The following is a 12,961-nucleotide window of genomic DNA, read 5'->3' as shown; positions in this document are numbered from 1 at the left end:
GCCTGTACGCCATGGCGGAGTTCGCCGGATCCCGTGAGTGCGGCGGTTTCGCGAGTCTCGGCAGAGGAAGGCGTGGCGTTGGTCGACGACGGTTCTGACATGTCTCCATTGTGACGCAGAGTCCATGCGTCCTTCAGACAGTGCGACAGCGTGTCGGCGCGTTCGTCTGGGACGCCGACTATTCGCCAATGAGACCTTGGCTGCGACCGTCGCGAGGCCATCGTCAACAGCTCGAGCGGATCTCCTGCGGAATGCCCTGCGGAATCCGGCTGATTTCAGAGCAACGGAAAGAGCCCCTGAGCCTGCAAAAGTGCAGGTCAGGGGCCCTTTCGGTTTACGCGCTCTGTCAGATGTCGTAGTAGAGCTCGAACTCGTGCGGGTGCGGCCGCTGCTGCACGGGGAGGATCTCCTCGGTGCGCTTGTACTCGATCCAGGTCTCGATCAGGTCGGGGGTGAACACGTTGCCCTCGGTGAGGAAGTCGTGGTCACGCTCGAGCGAGTCGAGCACCTGGTTGAGCGAAGTCGGCACCTGGGCGATCTCGGCCATCTCGTCCGGCGGCAGCTCGTAGATGTCCTTGTCGATCGGCTCGGCCGGCTCGATCTTGTTCTTGATCCCGTCGATGCCGGCGAGCAGCAGCGCGGAGAACGCGAGGTACGGGTTCGCGGACGGGTCGGGGCAGCGGAACTCGATGCGCTTGGCCTTCGGGTTCGAGCCGGTGATCGGGATCCGCACGCACGCGGAGCGGTTGCGCTGGGAGTAGACCAGCGAGATCGGGGCCTCGAAGCCGGGCACCAGCCGGTGGTAGGAGTTCACCGTCGGGTTGGTGAACGCCAGCAGCGACGGGGCGTGCTTGAGGATGCCGCCGATGTAGTAGCGGGCCATGTCCGAGAGGCCGGCGTACCCGGTCTCGTCGTAGAACAGCGGCTCGCCGTCGTTCCAGATCGACTGGTGGCAGTGCATGCCCGAGCCGTTGTCGCCGAAGATCGGCTTCGGCATGAAGGTCGCGGTCTTGCCGTTGCGCCAGGCGACGTTCTTGACCATGTACTTGAACTTCATGACATCGTCGGCGGCCTTGAGCAGCTCGTCGAACTTGTAGTTGATCTCCGCCTGGCCGGCGGTGCCGACCTCGTGGTGGGCGCGCTCGACCTGCAGGCCGGACTTCTCCAGCTCGATGACCATCTCGTCGCGGAGCTCACCGAAGTGGTCGTACGGCGCCACCGGGAAGTAGCCGCCCTTGTACTTCACCTTGTAGCCGCGGTTGTCGCCCTCGGCGCCGGAGTTCCAGGCGCCGGCCTCGGAGTCGATGTGGTAGAAGCCGGTGTTGGCCTTGGTCTCGAAGCGCACGTTGTCGAAGACGTAGAACTCCGCCTCCGGGGCGAAGAACGCCTTGTCGCCGATGCCGGTGCTGGCGAGGTAGGCCATCGCCTTGCGGGCGATGTTGCGCGGGTCGCGCGAGTAGGCCTCACCGGTGATCGGGTCGTGGATGAAGAAGTTCACGACCAGCGTCTTCGCGACCCGGAACGGGTCGATGTAGGCGGTGGTCGGGTCCGGGAACAGCGACATGTCCGACTCGTGGATCGCCTGGAAGCCGCGGATCGACGAGCCGTCGAAGCCGAGGCCGTCGTCGAACACGGACTGGTCGAACGAGGACACGGGGACCGTGAAGTGCTGCATCACGCCCGGGAGGTCACAGAACCGGACGTCGACCATCTCGACGCTCTCGTCCTTGAGGTACTTCAGCAGCTCTTCGCTGTTTGCGAACATTCCTGTCCTCCTTGGCCACGGCCGCCGGCCGGACCGCAAGTCTGTGCGGATGCCTTCTTGGTGCGACTCTGCACCAGAACTCCCGTGCAAGGTAGTCGGGAGCGATTACTCGACCGTATCGGGTTTGTTTCGCCCGTGTTACGGGTGACCGCCAGCCGACCCACCGCCCACGGGTCCCGCCCGAGCGCTCCGACGGTGCGGGGGCCCGGCTAGGGTTCGGGCGTGCCCGACCAAGCATCCTGGCTGCAGCGCGTGCTCGCTCTCGTCGTCGACTGGATCGCCTCCACCCTCGTGGTGCTGCTGGCGATCGGCCCGGGGGGCTGGTCCGAGGACCCCCTCGCCGGCTTCTACACGCTGCTGGTGTTCGTCGTGGAGTCGGCCGTGCTGACCGCCACCGTCGGCGGCTCGTTCGGGAAGCTGGCCACCCGGCTCCGCGTCGTCCGCGAGGACGGCAGCGGCCGCCCACCGGACCTCCTGCGCTCGCTCCTGCGCAGCGCGATGGTGGCGGTGGTGATCCCGCCGCTGGTGTTCCGGCCGGACGGTCGCGGGCTGCACGACATGGTCGCCGGCTCCCGCACCGTCAGCCTGCACGACCTGCGTTCCGGCGGCCCCCAGGCCTGAGCCCGGGCCGTCTGGCGCCGGATGCGCCGGATCTCCCGGATGCCCCGGATGCCCCAGTGCTCGGCCTCAGCGGCCGCGCATGTTGCCGCGCTGGCCCTTCATGCTGGTCGGCACCGGACCCTTGGGGATCGGCATGCTCCCGCGCTGGGCATCAAGCGCCTTGATCCGGTAGAGCAGGTCGGTCATCTCGGCGCCCTTGATGTTCTTGCCGAGCTTGGTGACGTGCTTGACCAGCCGGGGGAGCGGCACCTCGCCGTCGCCGTGGCCGCAGACGACCTCGTGGATCGGCACCTCCGAGGCGACCCGCTCGTGCTTGCGGCGCTCGGTGGTCAGCAGCTGCCGCACCCGCGAGGAGCTGGTGCCCTCGCCGACCAGCACGATGCCGGGCGGGCCGACCACGCGGTGGACGACGTCCTGCTGCTTGGTGAAGCCGACCGCGGAGTCCAGCTTCCAGCCGCGGCGCAGCATGCCGAGCGCGGAGGCGGCCGACCCGGGCCGGCCGTCCATCTGCCGGTACGCCGAGGCCTGGGCGCGGCGCCCGAAGATGATCGTGGCCGCCATGATGCCGAACATCAGCGCGCCGACGATCGACATGGCCAGGCCGATGGCTCCGCTGCCGGGGAGCACCCAGAACAGGCCGTAGCCGAGGGCCGCGCCGACCAGGAACGCACCGAGGAGCCAGAGGCCGAGGAACCTGTCGTCCTTCTTGGCCATCCGGTAGGTGGCGACGACCTGCTGACGTCGCTTCATCTTCTCGGGCTCAACGGGGGTCGACATGCGGCGCAGCCTCTTCGTTCAGGACGTGGTGACGGGGGAGTGCTCGGAGCGGTTCTCCAGCGCCTGACGGTACAGCCGCCCGGCCCGGTAGGACGAACGGACCAGCGGCCCGGACATCACGCCGGAGAAGCCGATCTCGGTGGCCTCGTCGGCGAGCTCCACGAACTCCTGCGGCTTGACCCACCGCTCGACGGGGTGGTGCCGCACCGAGGGGCGGAGGTACTGGGTGATCGTGATCAGCTCGCAGCCGGCGCCGTGCAGGTCGGCCAGCGCCTGGCTGACCTCCTCGCGGGTCTCGCCCATGCCGAGGATCAGGTTCGACTTCGTCACCAGGCCGAACTCGCGGGCCTGGGTGATCACGTCGAGCGAGCGCTCGTAGGTGAACGCCGGGCGGATCCGCTTGAAGATCCGCGGCACCGTCTCGACGTTGTGGGCCAGCACCTCGGGCCGCGACTCGAAGACCTCCCGGAGCAGGTCGGGCTTGCCGTTGAAGTCGGGGATCAGGTTCTCGACGCCGGTGTCGGGGTTCAGCTCGTGGATCTGCTTGACCGTCTCGGCGTACAGCCAGGCGCCGCCGTCGGGCAGGTCGTCGCGGGCGACGCCGGTGATCGTGGCGTAGCGCAGCTGCATCTTCTGGACCGACTCGGCCACCCGGCGCGGCTCGTCGCGGTCGAGCGGCTGCGGCTTGCCGGTGTCGATCTGGCAGAAGTCGCAGCGACGGGTGCACTGGTCGCCGCCGATGAGGAAGGTCGCCTCGCGGTCCTCCCAGCACTCGAAGATGTTGGGGCACCCGGCCTCCTGGCACACCGTGTGCAGCCCCTCGGACTTCACCAGCGCCTGGAGCTGCTGGTACTCCGGGCCCATCTTCGCCCGGGTCTTGATCCACTCCGGCTTGCGTTCGATCGGCGTCTCGGCGTTGCGGACCTCGAGCCGCAGCAGCTTGCGTCCGTCGGGAGCGGTGGGCCTGGTGGGTGTGGAAGTCACGCTGGTCATGCTACGCGGCGGCGCAGGCGCACCCCAATCGGTCGCCGGCCGGCCGGGCGGCCGCCCAGCCCTGGTCGATGACCCTGGTCAATTGGTCAACAGTTCGTTACCATTCGAGCCATGGACCCGTTCGCCGCCCTCGCCGACCCGGTCCGCCGCGACCTCCTCCGGGAGGTCGTCGGCGGACCCCGTCGGGTGGTCGACCTGGCCGCCGGCCGGGAGGTCTCCCGCCCCGCCGTCAGCCGGCACCTCCGGCTGCTGGTCGAGGCCGGCGTGGTCGAGGTCGAGGAGCGCGGCCGGGAGCGCCACTACCGGCTGCGCCCCGAGGGTCTCGGCCCGGTGAGCGCGCTGCTCGCCGAGCTGGCCCGCGGGTCGGACTCCGTCGGCGCGCCGGCGGGCCGGATCGCGGGCGCCCTCGACGCGCTGGAGACAGAGGTCCGACGCACCGGCCGCGAACGCCGTACGACGGGGGCCGCCGGCCGCCGTGACACCCAGGAGGAGAGCGCATGAACGTCGTACCCACCGGACGCATCGTCGACGTGGTGGGGAGCCCCACCCTGGTCCTCACCCGGGCGTTCCCCGCCCCGCGGGAGGACGTCTGGGCGGCCCTCACCGAGCCGGCCCGGCTCGAGCGCTGGATCGGCACCTGGTCCGGCGACCCCGAGGAGGGGCAGGTGAGGTTTCGGATGACCGCGGAGGAGGGGCACCAGGAGGAGGAGATGGAGATCCGGGAGTGCGAGCCGCCGCACGTCCTGAAGCTGACCTCCCACGTCGGCGACGCCCGCTGGCTCCTGGACCTGGAGCTGGTCGAGCTCGACGGTGTCACCACGCTGACCTTCCTCCAGCCCGACATCGACCCGGTCGGCGCGGAGAGCATCGGCCCCGGCTGGGAGTTCTACCTCGACCGGCTGGTCGCCGCGCTGGGCGGCGGCGACGTGGACGCGATCGACTTCGACCGTGACTACTACCCGGCCATGCAGGAGTACTACCGGATCGAGGCCCGGACCGCCTCCGAGGCCTCGGGTGGCGCCTCGGGCGGAGGCTCAGGGGACGTCGCGGCGGCGGAATGACCACACCGACAGCACCACCGCGGCGACCAGCAGCACCAGGAGGTAGGTGCCCCCGGCGGTCAGGCTGAGCATGCTCGTCGGGTCGCACTCGACGACCGGGTTGGTGCACCGGCCCGGGTCGTAGTACTCGACACCGTCGAAGAGGTAGGCCGCGACGTTGACCGGCAGCAGCCAACGGGAGCTGCCGTCGCCGAGCAGGGCCGCGACCAGCAGGTTGCCCGCGACCGTCACCGCGAACATGACGCCCAGGGTGGCTACCGTGCTGCGGAAGAACATCGTCAGCGCGTAGCCACCCACCCCGGCCAGGGCGACCAGCGGCACCGCCCGCAGCACCGAGCCGCGGATCGAGGCCCAGGCCGCGGCCGTCCCTTGGACGTCGCGGGACTCCGCGAGCAGCCACACCCCCGCCCAGAACGCCGCGAGGACGAGCGCGCCGACCACCAGGCCGGTCAGCAGCACCGCCGCGGCCTTGGCCACCCACAACCGGAGCCGTCGTGGCTCGAACAGCAGCTGGTTGCTCATCGAGCCGCTGTTCCAGTCGTGGCCGGCGAACGTCGTGCCGAGCAGCAGGACCAGCGCGACCAGGACGGTGACCACGCCGAGGCCGGTGCCACGCTCCTGCTCGGCCACGTCGAGCTGCGGCCGGTAGAGGAACCAGTCCAGCTGGGGACCGAGCGCCACCCCGCAGGCCTCCTCGACGTCGGGAGCGTCCTGCAGCCCGTAGTCCTGCGGGTTCCGCGTGCAGCGACGGATCTCCCGGTCGATGTAGGGCTGGGCCAGCTCCTGGTCGAGCTGGGCCTGCGCCTCCCGCACGTCGGCCTCGGAGAACGGGCGGGTGTTCCACGCCAGCCCGGCCCAGAGCACCGCCGGCAGCAGGAGGCACCCGGCCAGGAGTACGACGACCGCGCGCCGCCAGCGGAGCCGGGTCAGCTCCACCCTCAGCAGCCTCACTGGTCGGCCTGCTTCCCGAGGTCGGGTCCGGCCCCGAGCGTGGAGTCGCCGGTGAGCTCGAGGAACACCGACTCGAGGTCGGCCCGGACGGGGGTCAGCTCGGCGACGTAGAGCCCGCGGTCGGCCAGCGTCCGGGTGATCAGGTCGGGAGGGGAGTCGGTGTCGACCACGAGGTGGTCGGCCTCGGCCCGCACGGCCATGCCGACGGCGCGCAGCGTCTCCGCCCCGGCGGTGCCGTCGGCCAGCCTGACCCGGTAGGTCGTGCTGGTGCCGATCAGCTCCTCGACGCTGCCCGAGGCGAGCATCCGGCCGTGGCCGATGATCGTGGCCGAGTCGCAGACCTGCTGCACCTCGGCGAGGATGTGCGAGCTGAGCAGCACCGTGACGCCGCGCTCGCCGAGCTCGCGGATGGTGTCGCGGATCTCGCGGATGCCGGCCGGGTCCAGCCCGTTGGTGGGCTCGTCGAGGATCAGCAGCTCTGGGTCCTTGAGCAGGGTCGCCGCGATCGCCAGGCGCTGCTTCATGCCGAGCGAGTAGGCCTTGTAGCGGTCGTCCTCGCGCCCCGCGAGGGAGACCGTCTCCAGCGCGGCGTCGACCCGCGACTCGGGCTGACCGATGGAGCGGGCCAGCAGGGCGAGGTTCTGTCGGCCGGTGAACATCGGCGAGAACTTCGGGGACTCCACCACCGCCCCGATCCGGTGCATGACCGACGGGAGCCGGCCCGGGACCGGCTCCCCGAAGAGCGCCATCGTGCCGCGGCTGGCCTGGGCCAGCCCCAGCAGCATCCGGATCGTGGTGGTCTTGCCGGAGCCGTTCGGGCCGAGGAAGCCGTGCACGCCGCCGCCGGGGACGGCCAGGTCCAGGTCGCGGACGGCGACCCGCATCTCACCGCGCCGGCTGCGGAACTCCTTCCGCAGCCCGTGCGTCTCTATGACCAGCGCGCTCATCGACAAACCCCCGGTGCAGGACGGATCGAGTCGCCCGCCGTGCCCCGATTGTGGCAGGGGGAGCCGGAGTCGCCCAGCGCGCCGCGCCGTCCTCAGGCGGAGGGGGTGACCAGGCGGATCCGGGGCGGCTCAGGGCGCGCCTCGTAGTCCGGGGTCGCGGTGTAGTCCTCCCACGCGAGGTAGCGCGCGAGCTGCTCGCGCACCACCGGCAGCACCTCCGGCACGGTGACGTCGCGGCCCAGCTCCGCGCTCAGCGACGTGACGCCGGCGTCGGCGATGCCGCAGGGCACGAAGCGTGCGTACCAGCCGAGGTCGACGTCGCAGTTCAACGAGAAGCCGTGCATCGTCACCCCGCGGCTGACCCGGAGCCCGATCGCGGCGATCTTCCGCTCGGGGCCCCGCTCGTCGGCGCGCAGCCAGACACCGGACCGGCCCGGGACCCGGGCGGTGGTGACCCCGAAGGAGGCGCAGATCCCGATCAGCGCCTCCTCGATGCGGCGGACGTAGTCGACGACCTTGACGTGGTCGGGCAGCCGCACGATCGGGTAGCCGACCAGCTGGCCGGGGCCGTGGAAGGTGATCTTGCCGCCGCGGTCGACGTCGATCACGGCGGCGCCACCGGGGTCGGCCGGGCGCTCGTGCGGGTCGGTGCGCTTGCCGGCGGTGAACACCGGCGGGTGCTCGAGCAGGAGGACGGTGTCGTCGGCGCCGCCCACGACGTCGGCGTGGACGCGGCGCTGCAGCTCCCAGGCGTCGAGGTAGTCGACGGTCTCCGGGGCCAGGCCGGCGATGCGGAAGTCCAGTGCCACGACGTCGAGCCTAACGCCCGGCGGGTGGCCCGCGGCGGACGGCGGCCTGTGGAGGGAGCCCGACACCGGCCGCCGGAATCGGTCAGGCTGGTCGGGTGAGCCTCCGTGACCTCGTCGTCGTACCGGTCCTCGCGCTCGGGCTGCTCGGGTGCTGCGCCGCGGACGACCGCGCAGCGAGGACGGACCCGACCGCTGACCGTCCCGCTGACCGGGCCGCTGACCTCTCTGGGGACCGACCATCCGGCGAGGCCGTTGACGGGGCCGCCGAGGGGGCCGCCGAGGGCGTCGTGGAGGGGGCCGCCCGGGTGCCCGCGCCAGGACCGGGGCGTCCCGTGGCGCTCGCGACGCTGGCGGCCTGGGACCTGCGGCGGGCCGCGGCGTACGCCGAGGGGGACCCCGCCGCGCTCCGGGCCCTCTACCTGCCCGGCAGCCGCACCGGCGCCCGCGACCTGGCCGTCCTGCGGCGCTGGAGCCGGCGCGGGCTCCGGGTCACCGGGATGCGCACGCAGGTGCTCTCCGGCCTGGTGCTGCGCCGTGGCCGGGACCGTGTCGTGGTCCGGGTGACCGAGCGTCTGGTGGGGGCCACGGCCGTCGGCACCGCGGTGCGCCTGCGGCTGCCGCGCGACCGGCCCAGCCGGCGCACGGTGACCCTGGTCCGCCGTGCGGGGGAGTGGCTCGTGCGCGAGGCGCGCTGAGCAGGGTGCCCGGGGCGGGAGGGTCAGGCGGGGCCGGGGCCGTCCTCGGGCGCCTCGGCCAGGCCGGTCGCCAGCACGTCGCGGACGTCGTCGTCCGCGAAGTCGTAGCCGGCGCGCATCAGCGCGGCCGGCTCGGCCCGCACGCTGCCCAGCAGCTCGGGGGACATCCGGCCGGCGGCCACGCCCAGCACCGGGGCGGGGGCGAAGAGGAACGCCCGGCGGTGCACGGCCCTGGCCAGGGCCTCGGTGAACTCGCCGTTGGTCGGGGTGATCGGGCAGCACAGGTTGTGCGGGCCCTCGCCGTCACCCTCGACGAGGTGGGTCACCGCGCCGACCCAGTCGCGCAGGGAGATGATCGGGAAGAACTGGCGGCCGTCCCCGAGCCGGGCGCCGAGCCCGAGCCGGAAGAGCGGCAGCAGCTGCTTCAGTGGCGCACTGCGCCGGTCGAGCACCGGGGCGGTGCGCAGGAGGCAGAGCCTGGCGCCGGCCTCCGCCGCCGGCTCGGTCGCCGCCTGCCAGACCCGGCTGACCCGCGTCAGGAACGCCTCGCCCCGCGAGTCGGCGCCCTCGTCGAGCACCTGGTCGCCGTGGTCGCCGTACCAGGAGATCCCGTTGCCGGCGAGGTACGCCGGGCTGTGGCCGCTGCCGTGGCTGCGGGCCACCGCCTCCGCCAGGACCCGGGTGGTGGTGACCCGGCTCTCCTCGAGCTCGCGCGCCCAGCTCTTGGAGTGCGGGTTCCCGGCTGTCGGCGAGCCGGCCAGGTTCACCACCACGTCGGCGGAGTCGACCACCGACTGGTCCAGCGTCCCGGCGTAGGGGTCCCAGCGGGACTGCCCGGGGCCGGCCTCGCGCCGGACCAGCCGGACCGTCTCGTGGCCGCGCTCGTCGAGGGTGCGGCGCAGGGCCGTCCCGAGGAACCCGGACGACCCTGCGATCACGACCCTCATCGCACTCAGACCTCGAAGACGCCGGCCTCGAGCCGCTGCTTCACGTCGCTGAGGAAGCGCGCGGCGTCGGCGCCGTCGACGAGCCGGTGGTCGTAGGTGAGGGCGAGGTAGACCATCTGCCGGACCGCGATCGTCTCGCCGAGGTTGGCGTCGTCGATGACCACGGCCCGCTTCACCACGGAGCCGGTCCCGAGGATCGCCACCTGCGGCTGGTTGATGATCGGGGTGTCGAACAGGGCCCCGCGGCTGCCGGTGTTGGTCAGCGTGAACGTGCCGCCGGACAGGTCGTCGGGGGTGATCTTGTTGTTGCGGGTCCGGTCCGCGACATCGGCGATCTTGCGGGCCAGGCCGGCCACGGAGAGGTCACCGGCGTCCTTGACCACCGGGGTCAGCAGGCCCTTCTCGGTGTCCACCGCGATCGCGAGGTTCTCCTTGTCGTAGTAGGTGACCTCGCCCTTCTCGGTGTCGATCGAGGCGTTCAGCGACGGGTGCGCCTTGAGGGCGTCGACCGTGGCCTTGGCGAAGAACGGCATGAACGACAGCTTCACGCCCTCGCGGGCCGCGAAGTCCGCCTTCACCGAGTCCCGCAGCCGGCTGATCGAGGTCACGTCGACCTCGACGACCGTGGTCAGCTGGGCGCTGGTCTGCAGCGACTCGACCATGCGGGAGGCGATCACCTTCCGCAGCCGGCTCAGCGACTCGGTCTTGCCGCGCAGGGGGGACGGGGCCGGCGGGGCCGACGCGCCCGAGGCGGCCGGCGCCTGCCCGGAGGCGGCGGGCTGCGCCGCCGGGGCCTCCTTGGCCTTGGCGGCGTCCAGCACGTCCTGCTTGCGGATCCGACCGCCGACGCCGCTGCCGGTGACCGAGGCCAGGTCGACGTCGTGCTGGGAGGCGAGCTTGCGGACCAGCGGCGTGACGTAGCCGCCGTCGCCGGAGTCGTCACCCTCGGAGGCCGCCGGCTTCGCGGGCTCGGGCGCCTCCTGCTTCTTCGGCTCCTCCTGCTTCGGCTCCTCCTGCTTCGGCTCCGGCTTCTCCTCGGCCTTCGCGGGCTCGGGCTCGGGCTCGGGCTCAGGCTCAGGCTCGGGCTCTGCCTCCTGGGGCTGCTCCTCCTGGGAGGAGCCACCGGCGTCACCGGACCCGACGACGGCGAGCTCGGCGCCGACCTCGACGGTCTCGTCCTCCTCGACCTTGATCTCGAGCAGCGTGCCCGCGACCGGCGAGGGGATCTCGGTGTCGACCTTGTCGGTGGAGACCTCGAGGAGCGGCTCGTCGACCGCGACCTCGTCGCCGACCTGCTTGAGCCAGCGGGTGACGGTGCCCTCGGTCACCGACTCCCCGAGCTCGGGCAGCCGGACCGCGGTGCCCGAGCCGCCACCCGAGCCGCGACCCGAGTCGCCCGACTGCTCCTGGGCGGCCGGCTGCTCCGGCTCGTCGGCCTGCTCTTCCGCGGCCGGCTCCTGCTCGGCGGCGTCGTCCTGCGTCGACTCCTCGTCCCCGTCGGACTCCTCCGGGGCCTCCTCGGCCTGCCCCGACTCGTCCGACTCGCCCCCCTCGTCTGCCGCGCCACTGTCCGCACCCTCACCGTCCGCGCCGACCAGGGCGAGCACCGCCCCGACCTCGACGGTGTCGTCCTCCTCGGCCTTGATCTCGAGCAGCGTGCCCGCGACCGGCGAGGGGATCTCGGTGTCGACCTTGTCGGTGGAGACCTCGAGCAGGGGCTCGTCGACCGCGATCTCGTCACCGACCTGCTTGAGCCAGCGGGTGACGGTGCCTTCGGTGACGGATTCGCCGAGTTCCGGGAGGGTGACTTCGGTGGCCATGTGTGGTCCTTCGCTCGAGTCTGCTCTGTCGGTCGGTGCTGCTGTCGGGCTGCGGTCGGGCTGCGGTCGGGCTGCGGTCGGGCTGCGGTGGAGCTGCGGTCGGGCTGCGGGTCAGGAGTGGGCGTGGAGCGGTTTGCCGGCCAGGGCGAGGTGCGCCTCGCCGAGAGCCTCGTTCTGCGTCGGGTGGGCGTGCACGAGCGGTGCGACGTCCTCGGGGTGGCCCTCCCAGTTGTAGATGAGCTGGGCCTCGCCGATGAGCTCACCGACGCGGGCGCCGACCATGTGGACACCGACGACGGGACCGTCCTTGACCCGCACCAGCTTCACGAAGCCCTGGGTCTTGAGGATCTGGCTCTTGCCGTTGCCGCCGAGGTCGTAGGTCAGCGTCTCCACCTCGCCGTGCACCTCTCGTGCCCGGGCCTCGTCCAGGCCGACCGAGGCGACCTCGGGGTCGGAGTAGGTGACGCGGGGGATGCCGGTCTCGTCGATCGGGGCCGGGTCCAGGCCGGCGATGTCCTCGGCCACGAAGACCCCCTGCTGGAAGCCGCGGTGTGCCAGCTGCAGGCCGGGCACGATGTCCCCGACCGCGTAGACGCCGTCGACGTTCGTGCGGCACCGCTCGTCGGTCTTCACGAAGCCGCGGTCCATCTCGACCCCGACCTCGGCGTACCCGAGCCCCTCGGTGGTCGGTCCGCGCCCGACGGCGACGAGCAGCAGCTCGGCCTCGAGCACCTTCCCGCCCTCGAGGGTGACCTTCACGCCGGTGTCCGTGTGCTCCACGGACTCGAAGGGGGTGCCGGTGTGGAAGCCGATCTTCCGCTTGCGGAACGCGCGTTCCAGCACCTTGGAGCTAGCCTCGTCCTCGGCGGCCATGAGCCGGGGGAGGGCCTCGACGATGGTCACGTCAGTCCCGAAGGACCTCCAGACGCTCGCGAACTCGCAGCCGATGACGCCCCCGCCCAGCACGATCGCCGACTCCGGGACCCGCTCCAGCCGGAGTGCGTGGTCGGAGGTCAGCACCCGGGAGCCGTCGACCTCGAGGCCCGGCAGGTTGCGGGCGTAGGAGCCACTGGCGAGCACGACGTGCCTGCCGGTGTACGTCGCGCCGTCGACCTCGACGGTGTTGGTGCCGGTGAGCCGGCCCTCGCCCTCGACGACGGTGATCCCGCGGGACTTGATGAGCCCGGCCAGGCCCTTGAACAGCCGCGACACGACGCCGTCCTTGTAGGCGTTCACCCCGGCCATGTCGATGCCCTCGAAGGTGGCGTTCACGCCGAACTGCTCGGACTCGCGCGCGGAGTCGGCGACCTCGGCCGCGTGCAGCAGCGCCTTGGTGGGGATGCAGCCGACGTGGAGGCAGGTGCCGCCGAGGTTGCCCTTCTCCACCAGCGCGACCCGCTGACCCAGCTGGGCGGCCCGCAGGGCACACGCGTACCCGCCGGAACCGGCACCCAGGATCACGATGTCGAACTCGTTGTCGGGCTGCGACGCTGCCGCCTCCGTCACGCTCTCCTCCACTCCCTCGAGAAATTCTCGGCCCATCTTTGCACTATCCGTGCCGGAGTCCACACCGCC

At 71.8% G+C, this 12,961-nt stretch carries 13 protein-coding genes; 4 read left to right on the top strand and 9 right to left on the bottom strand.

The genetic code is table 11. The features are described 5' to 3' along the window. Positions 1 to 346: 346 nt before the first annotated feature. The gene (gene glnA, locus IE331_RS09600; protein ID WP_192142857.1) at positions 347 to 1,765 is read right to left on the bottom strand and encodes a type I glutamate--ammonia ligase; all 1,419 of its coding nucleotides are present in this window, start codon (positions 1,763 to 1,765) and stop codon (positions 347 to 349) included. 222 nt (positions 1,766 to 1,987) lie between these two features. On the opposite strand from glnA, the gene IE331_RS09595 reads away from it, so the two are divergent. Next, positions 1,988 to 2,386 (top strand): RDD family protein, encoded by a 399-nt coding sequence (locus tag IE331_RS09595; RefSeq protein WP_192142855.1) that lies wholly within the window; start codon positions 1,988 to 1,990, stop codon positions 2,384 to 2,386. A 66-nt stretch (positions 2,387 to 2,452) separates the two neighbouring features. Here the strand turns inward: IE331_RS09595 and IE331_RS09590 are convergent, their stop codons facing one another. Continuing rightward, on the bottom strand, positions 2,453 to 3,163 hold the full coding sequence (locus IE331_RS09590; RefSeq protein ID WP_192142853.1) for a DUF4191 domain-containing protein: 711 nt from the start codon (positions 3,161 to 3,163) through the stop codon (positions 2,453 to 2,455). Between the two features lie 18 nt (positions 3,164 to 3,181). Beyond that, entirely contained in the window at positions 3,182 to 4,147 is a 966-nt protein-coding gene (lipA, locus tag IE331_RS09585) for a lipoyl synthase (RefSeq protein WP_318646804.1), read from the bottom strand. A 120-nt stretch (positions 4,148 to 4,267) separates the two neighbouring features. On the opposite strand from lipA, the gene IE331_RS09580 reads away from it, so the two are divergent. Then, positions 4,268 to 4,657 carry an ArsR/SmtB family transcription factor gene (locus IE331_RS09580; RefSeq protein ID WP_192142849.1) on the top strand — a complete coding sequence of 130 codons (390 nt, stop codon included), beginning with the start codon at positions 4,268 to 4,270 and terminating at the stop codon, positions 4,655 to 4,657. After that, on the top strand, positions 4,654 to 5,217 hold the full coding sequence (locus IE331_RS09575; protein ID WP_192142847.1) for an SRPBCC domain-containing protein: 564 nt from the start codon (positions 4,654 to 4,656) through the stop codon (positions 5,215 to 5,217). The genes IE331_RS09580 and IE331_RS09575 overlap by 4 nt, the downstream gene beginning before the upstream one ends. On the opposite strand, the gene IE331_RS09570 is transcribed toward IE331_RS09575, so the two are convergent. From IE331_RS09570 to lipB, 3 genes are all read right to left on the bottom strand, one after another. After that, positions 5,191 to 6,168: an ABC transporter permease subunit gene (locus tag IE331_RS09570; RefSeq protein ID WP_192142845.1), complete on the bottom strand. Its 978-nt coding sequence runs from the start codon at positions 6,166 to 6,168 to the stop codon at positions 5,191 to 5,193. The genes IE331_RS09575 and IE331_RS09570 overlap by 27 nt on opposite strands. Continuing rightward, positions 6,165 to 7,115, bottom strand: a complete 951-nt coding sequence (locus IE331_RS09565) for an ABC transporter ATP-binding protein (protein ID WP_192142843.1) — start codon at positions 7,113 to 7,115, stop codon at positions 6,165 to 6,167. Before IE331_RS09565 ends, IE331_RS09570 begins: the two co-directional genes overlap by 4 nt. A 92-nt stretch (positions 7,116 to 7,207) precedes the next feature. Beyond that, entirely contained in the window at positions 7,208 to 7,924 is a 717-nt protein-coding gene (gene lipB / locus IE331_RS09560; RefSeq protein WP_318646803.1) for a lipoyl(octanoyl) transferase LipB, read from the bottom strand. Positions 7,925 to 8,019: 95 nt separating this feature from the next. On the opposite strand from lipB, the gene IE331_RS16520 reads away from it, so the two are divergent. Beyond that, on the top strand, positions 8,020 to 8,619 hold the full coding sequence (locus IE331_RS16520) for a hypothetical protein (protein WP_225579695.1): 600 nt from the start codon (positions 8,020 to 8,022) through the stop codon (positions 8,617 to 8,619). 23 nt (positions 8,620 to 8,642) lie between these two features. On the opposite strand, the gene IE331_RS09550 is transcribed toward IE331_RS16520, so the two are convergent. From IE331_RS09550 to lpdA, 3 genes are all read right to left on the bottom strand, one after another. Beyond that, complete coding sequence (locus IE331_RS09550) at positions 8,643 to 9,566, bottom strand: TIGR01777 family oxidoreductase (RefSeq protein ID WP_192142837.1); 924 nt, start codon at positions 9,564 to 9,566, stop codon at positions 8,643 to 8,645. Between the two features lie 5 nt (positions 9,567 to 9,571). Then, positions 9,572 to 11,386, bottom strand: a complete 1,815-nt coding sequence (gene sucB, locus IE331_RS09545) for a 2-oxoglutarate dehydrogenase, E2 component, dihydrolipoamide succinyltransferase (protein ID WP_192142835.1) — start codon at positions 11,384 to 11,386, stop codon at positions 9,572 to 9,574. A 111-nt stretch (positions 11,387 to 11,497) separates the two neighbouring features. Further along, positions 11,498 to 12,892, bottom strand: coding sequence for a dihydrolipoyl dehydrogenase (gene lpdA, locus IE331_RS09540; RefSeq protein ID WP_318646802.1), 1,395 nt, complete (start codon positions 12,890 to 12,892; stop codon positions 11,498 to 11,500). Positions 12,893 to 12,961 lie beyond the last annotated feature (69 nt).

It is taken from the genome of Nocardioides donggukensis (genome assembly GCF_014842875.1).
Taxonomy (GTDB): domain Bacteria; phylum Actinomycetota; class Actinomycetes; order Propionibacteriales; family Nocardioidaceae; genus Nocardioides; species Nocardioides donggukensis.
Note: the sequence above shows the minus strand (reverse complement) of the source record. Positions and strands in the feature narration are given on the sequence as shown.

Coding starts and splice junctions, on each gene's coding strand:
- glnA (WP_192142857.1), bottom strand. CDS start 1,765: ATGTTCGCAAACAGCGAAGAGCTGCTGAAGTACCTCAAGGACGAGAGC.
- IE331_RS09590 (WP_192142853.1), bottom strand. CDS start 3,163: ATGTCGACCCCCGTTGAGCCCGAGAAGATGAAGCGACGTCAGCAGGTC.
- IE331_RS09580 (WP_192142849.1), top strand. CDS start 4,268: ATGGACCCGTTCGCCGCCCTCGCCGACCCGGTCCGCCGCGACCTCCTC.
- IE331_RS09575 (WP_192142847.1), top strand. CDS start 4,654: ATGAACGTCGTACCCACCGGACGCATCGTCGACGTGGTGGGGAGCCCC.
- IE331_RS09565 (WP_192142843.1), bottom strand. CDS start 7,115: ATGAGCGCGCTGGTCATAGAGACGCACGGGCTGCGGAAGGAGTTCCGC.
- IE331_RS09550 (WP_192142837.1), bottom strand. CDS start 9,566: ATGAGGGTCGTGATCGCAGGGTCGTCCGGGTTCCTCGGGACGGCCCTG.
- sucB (WP_192142835.1), bottom strand. CDS start 11,386: ATGGCCACCGAAGTCACCCTCCCGGAACTCGGCGAATCCGTCACCGAA.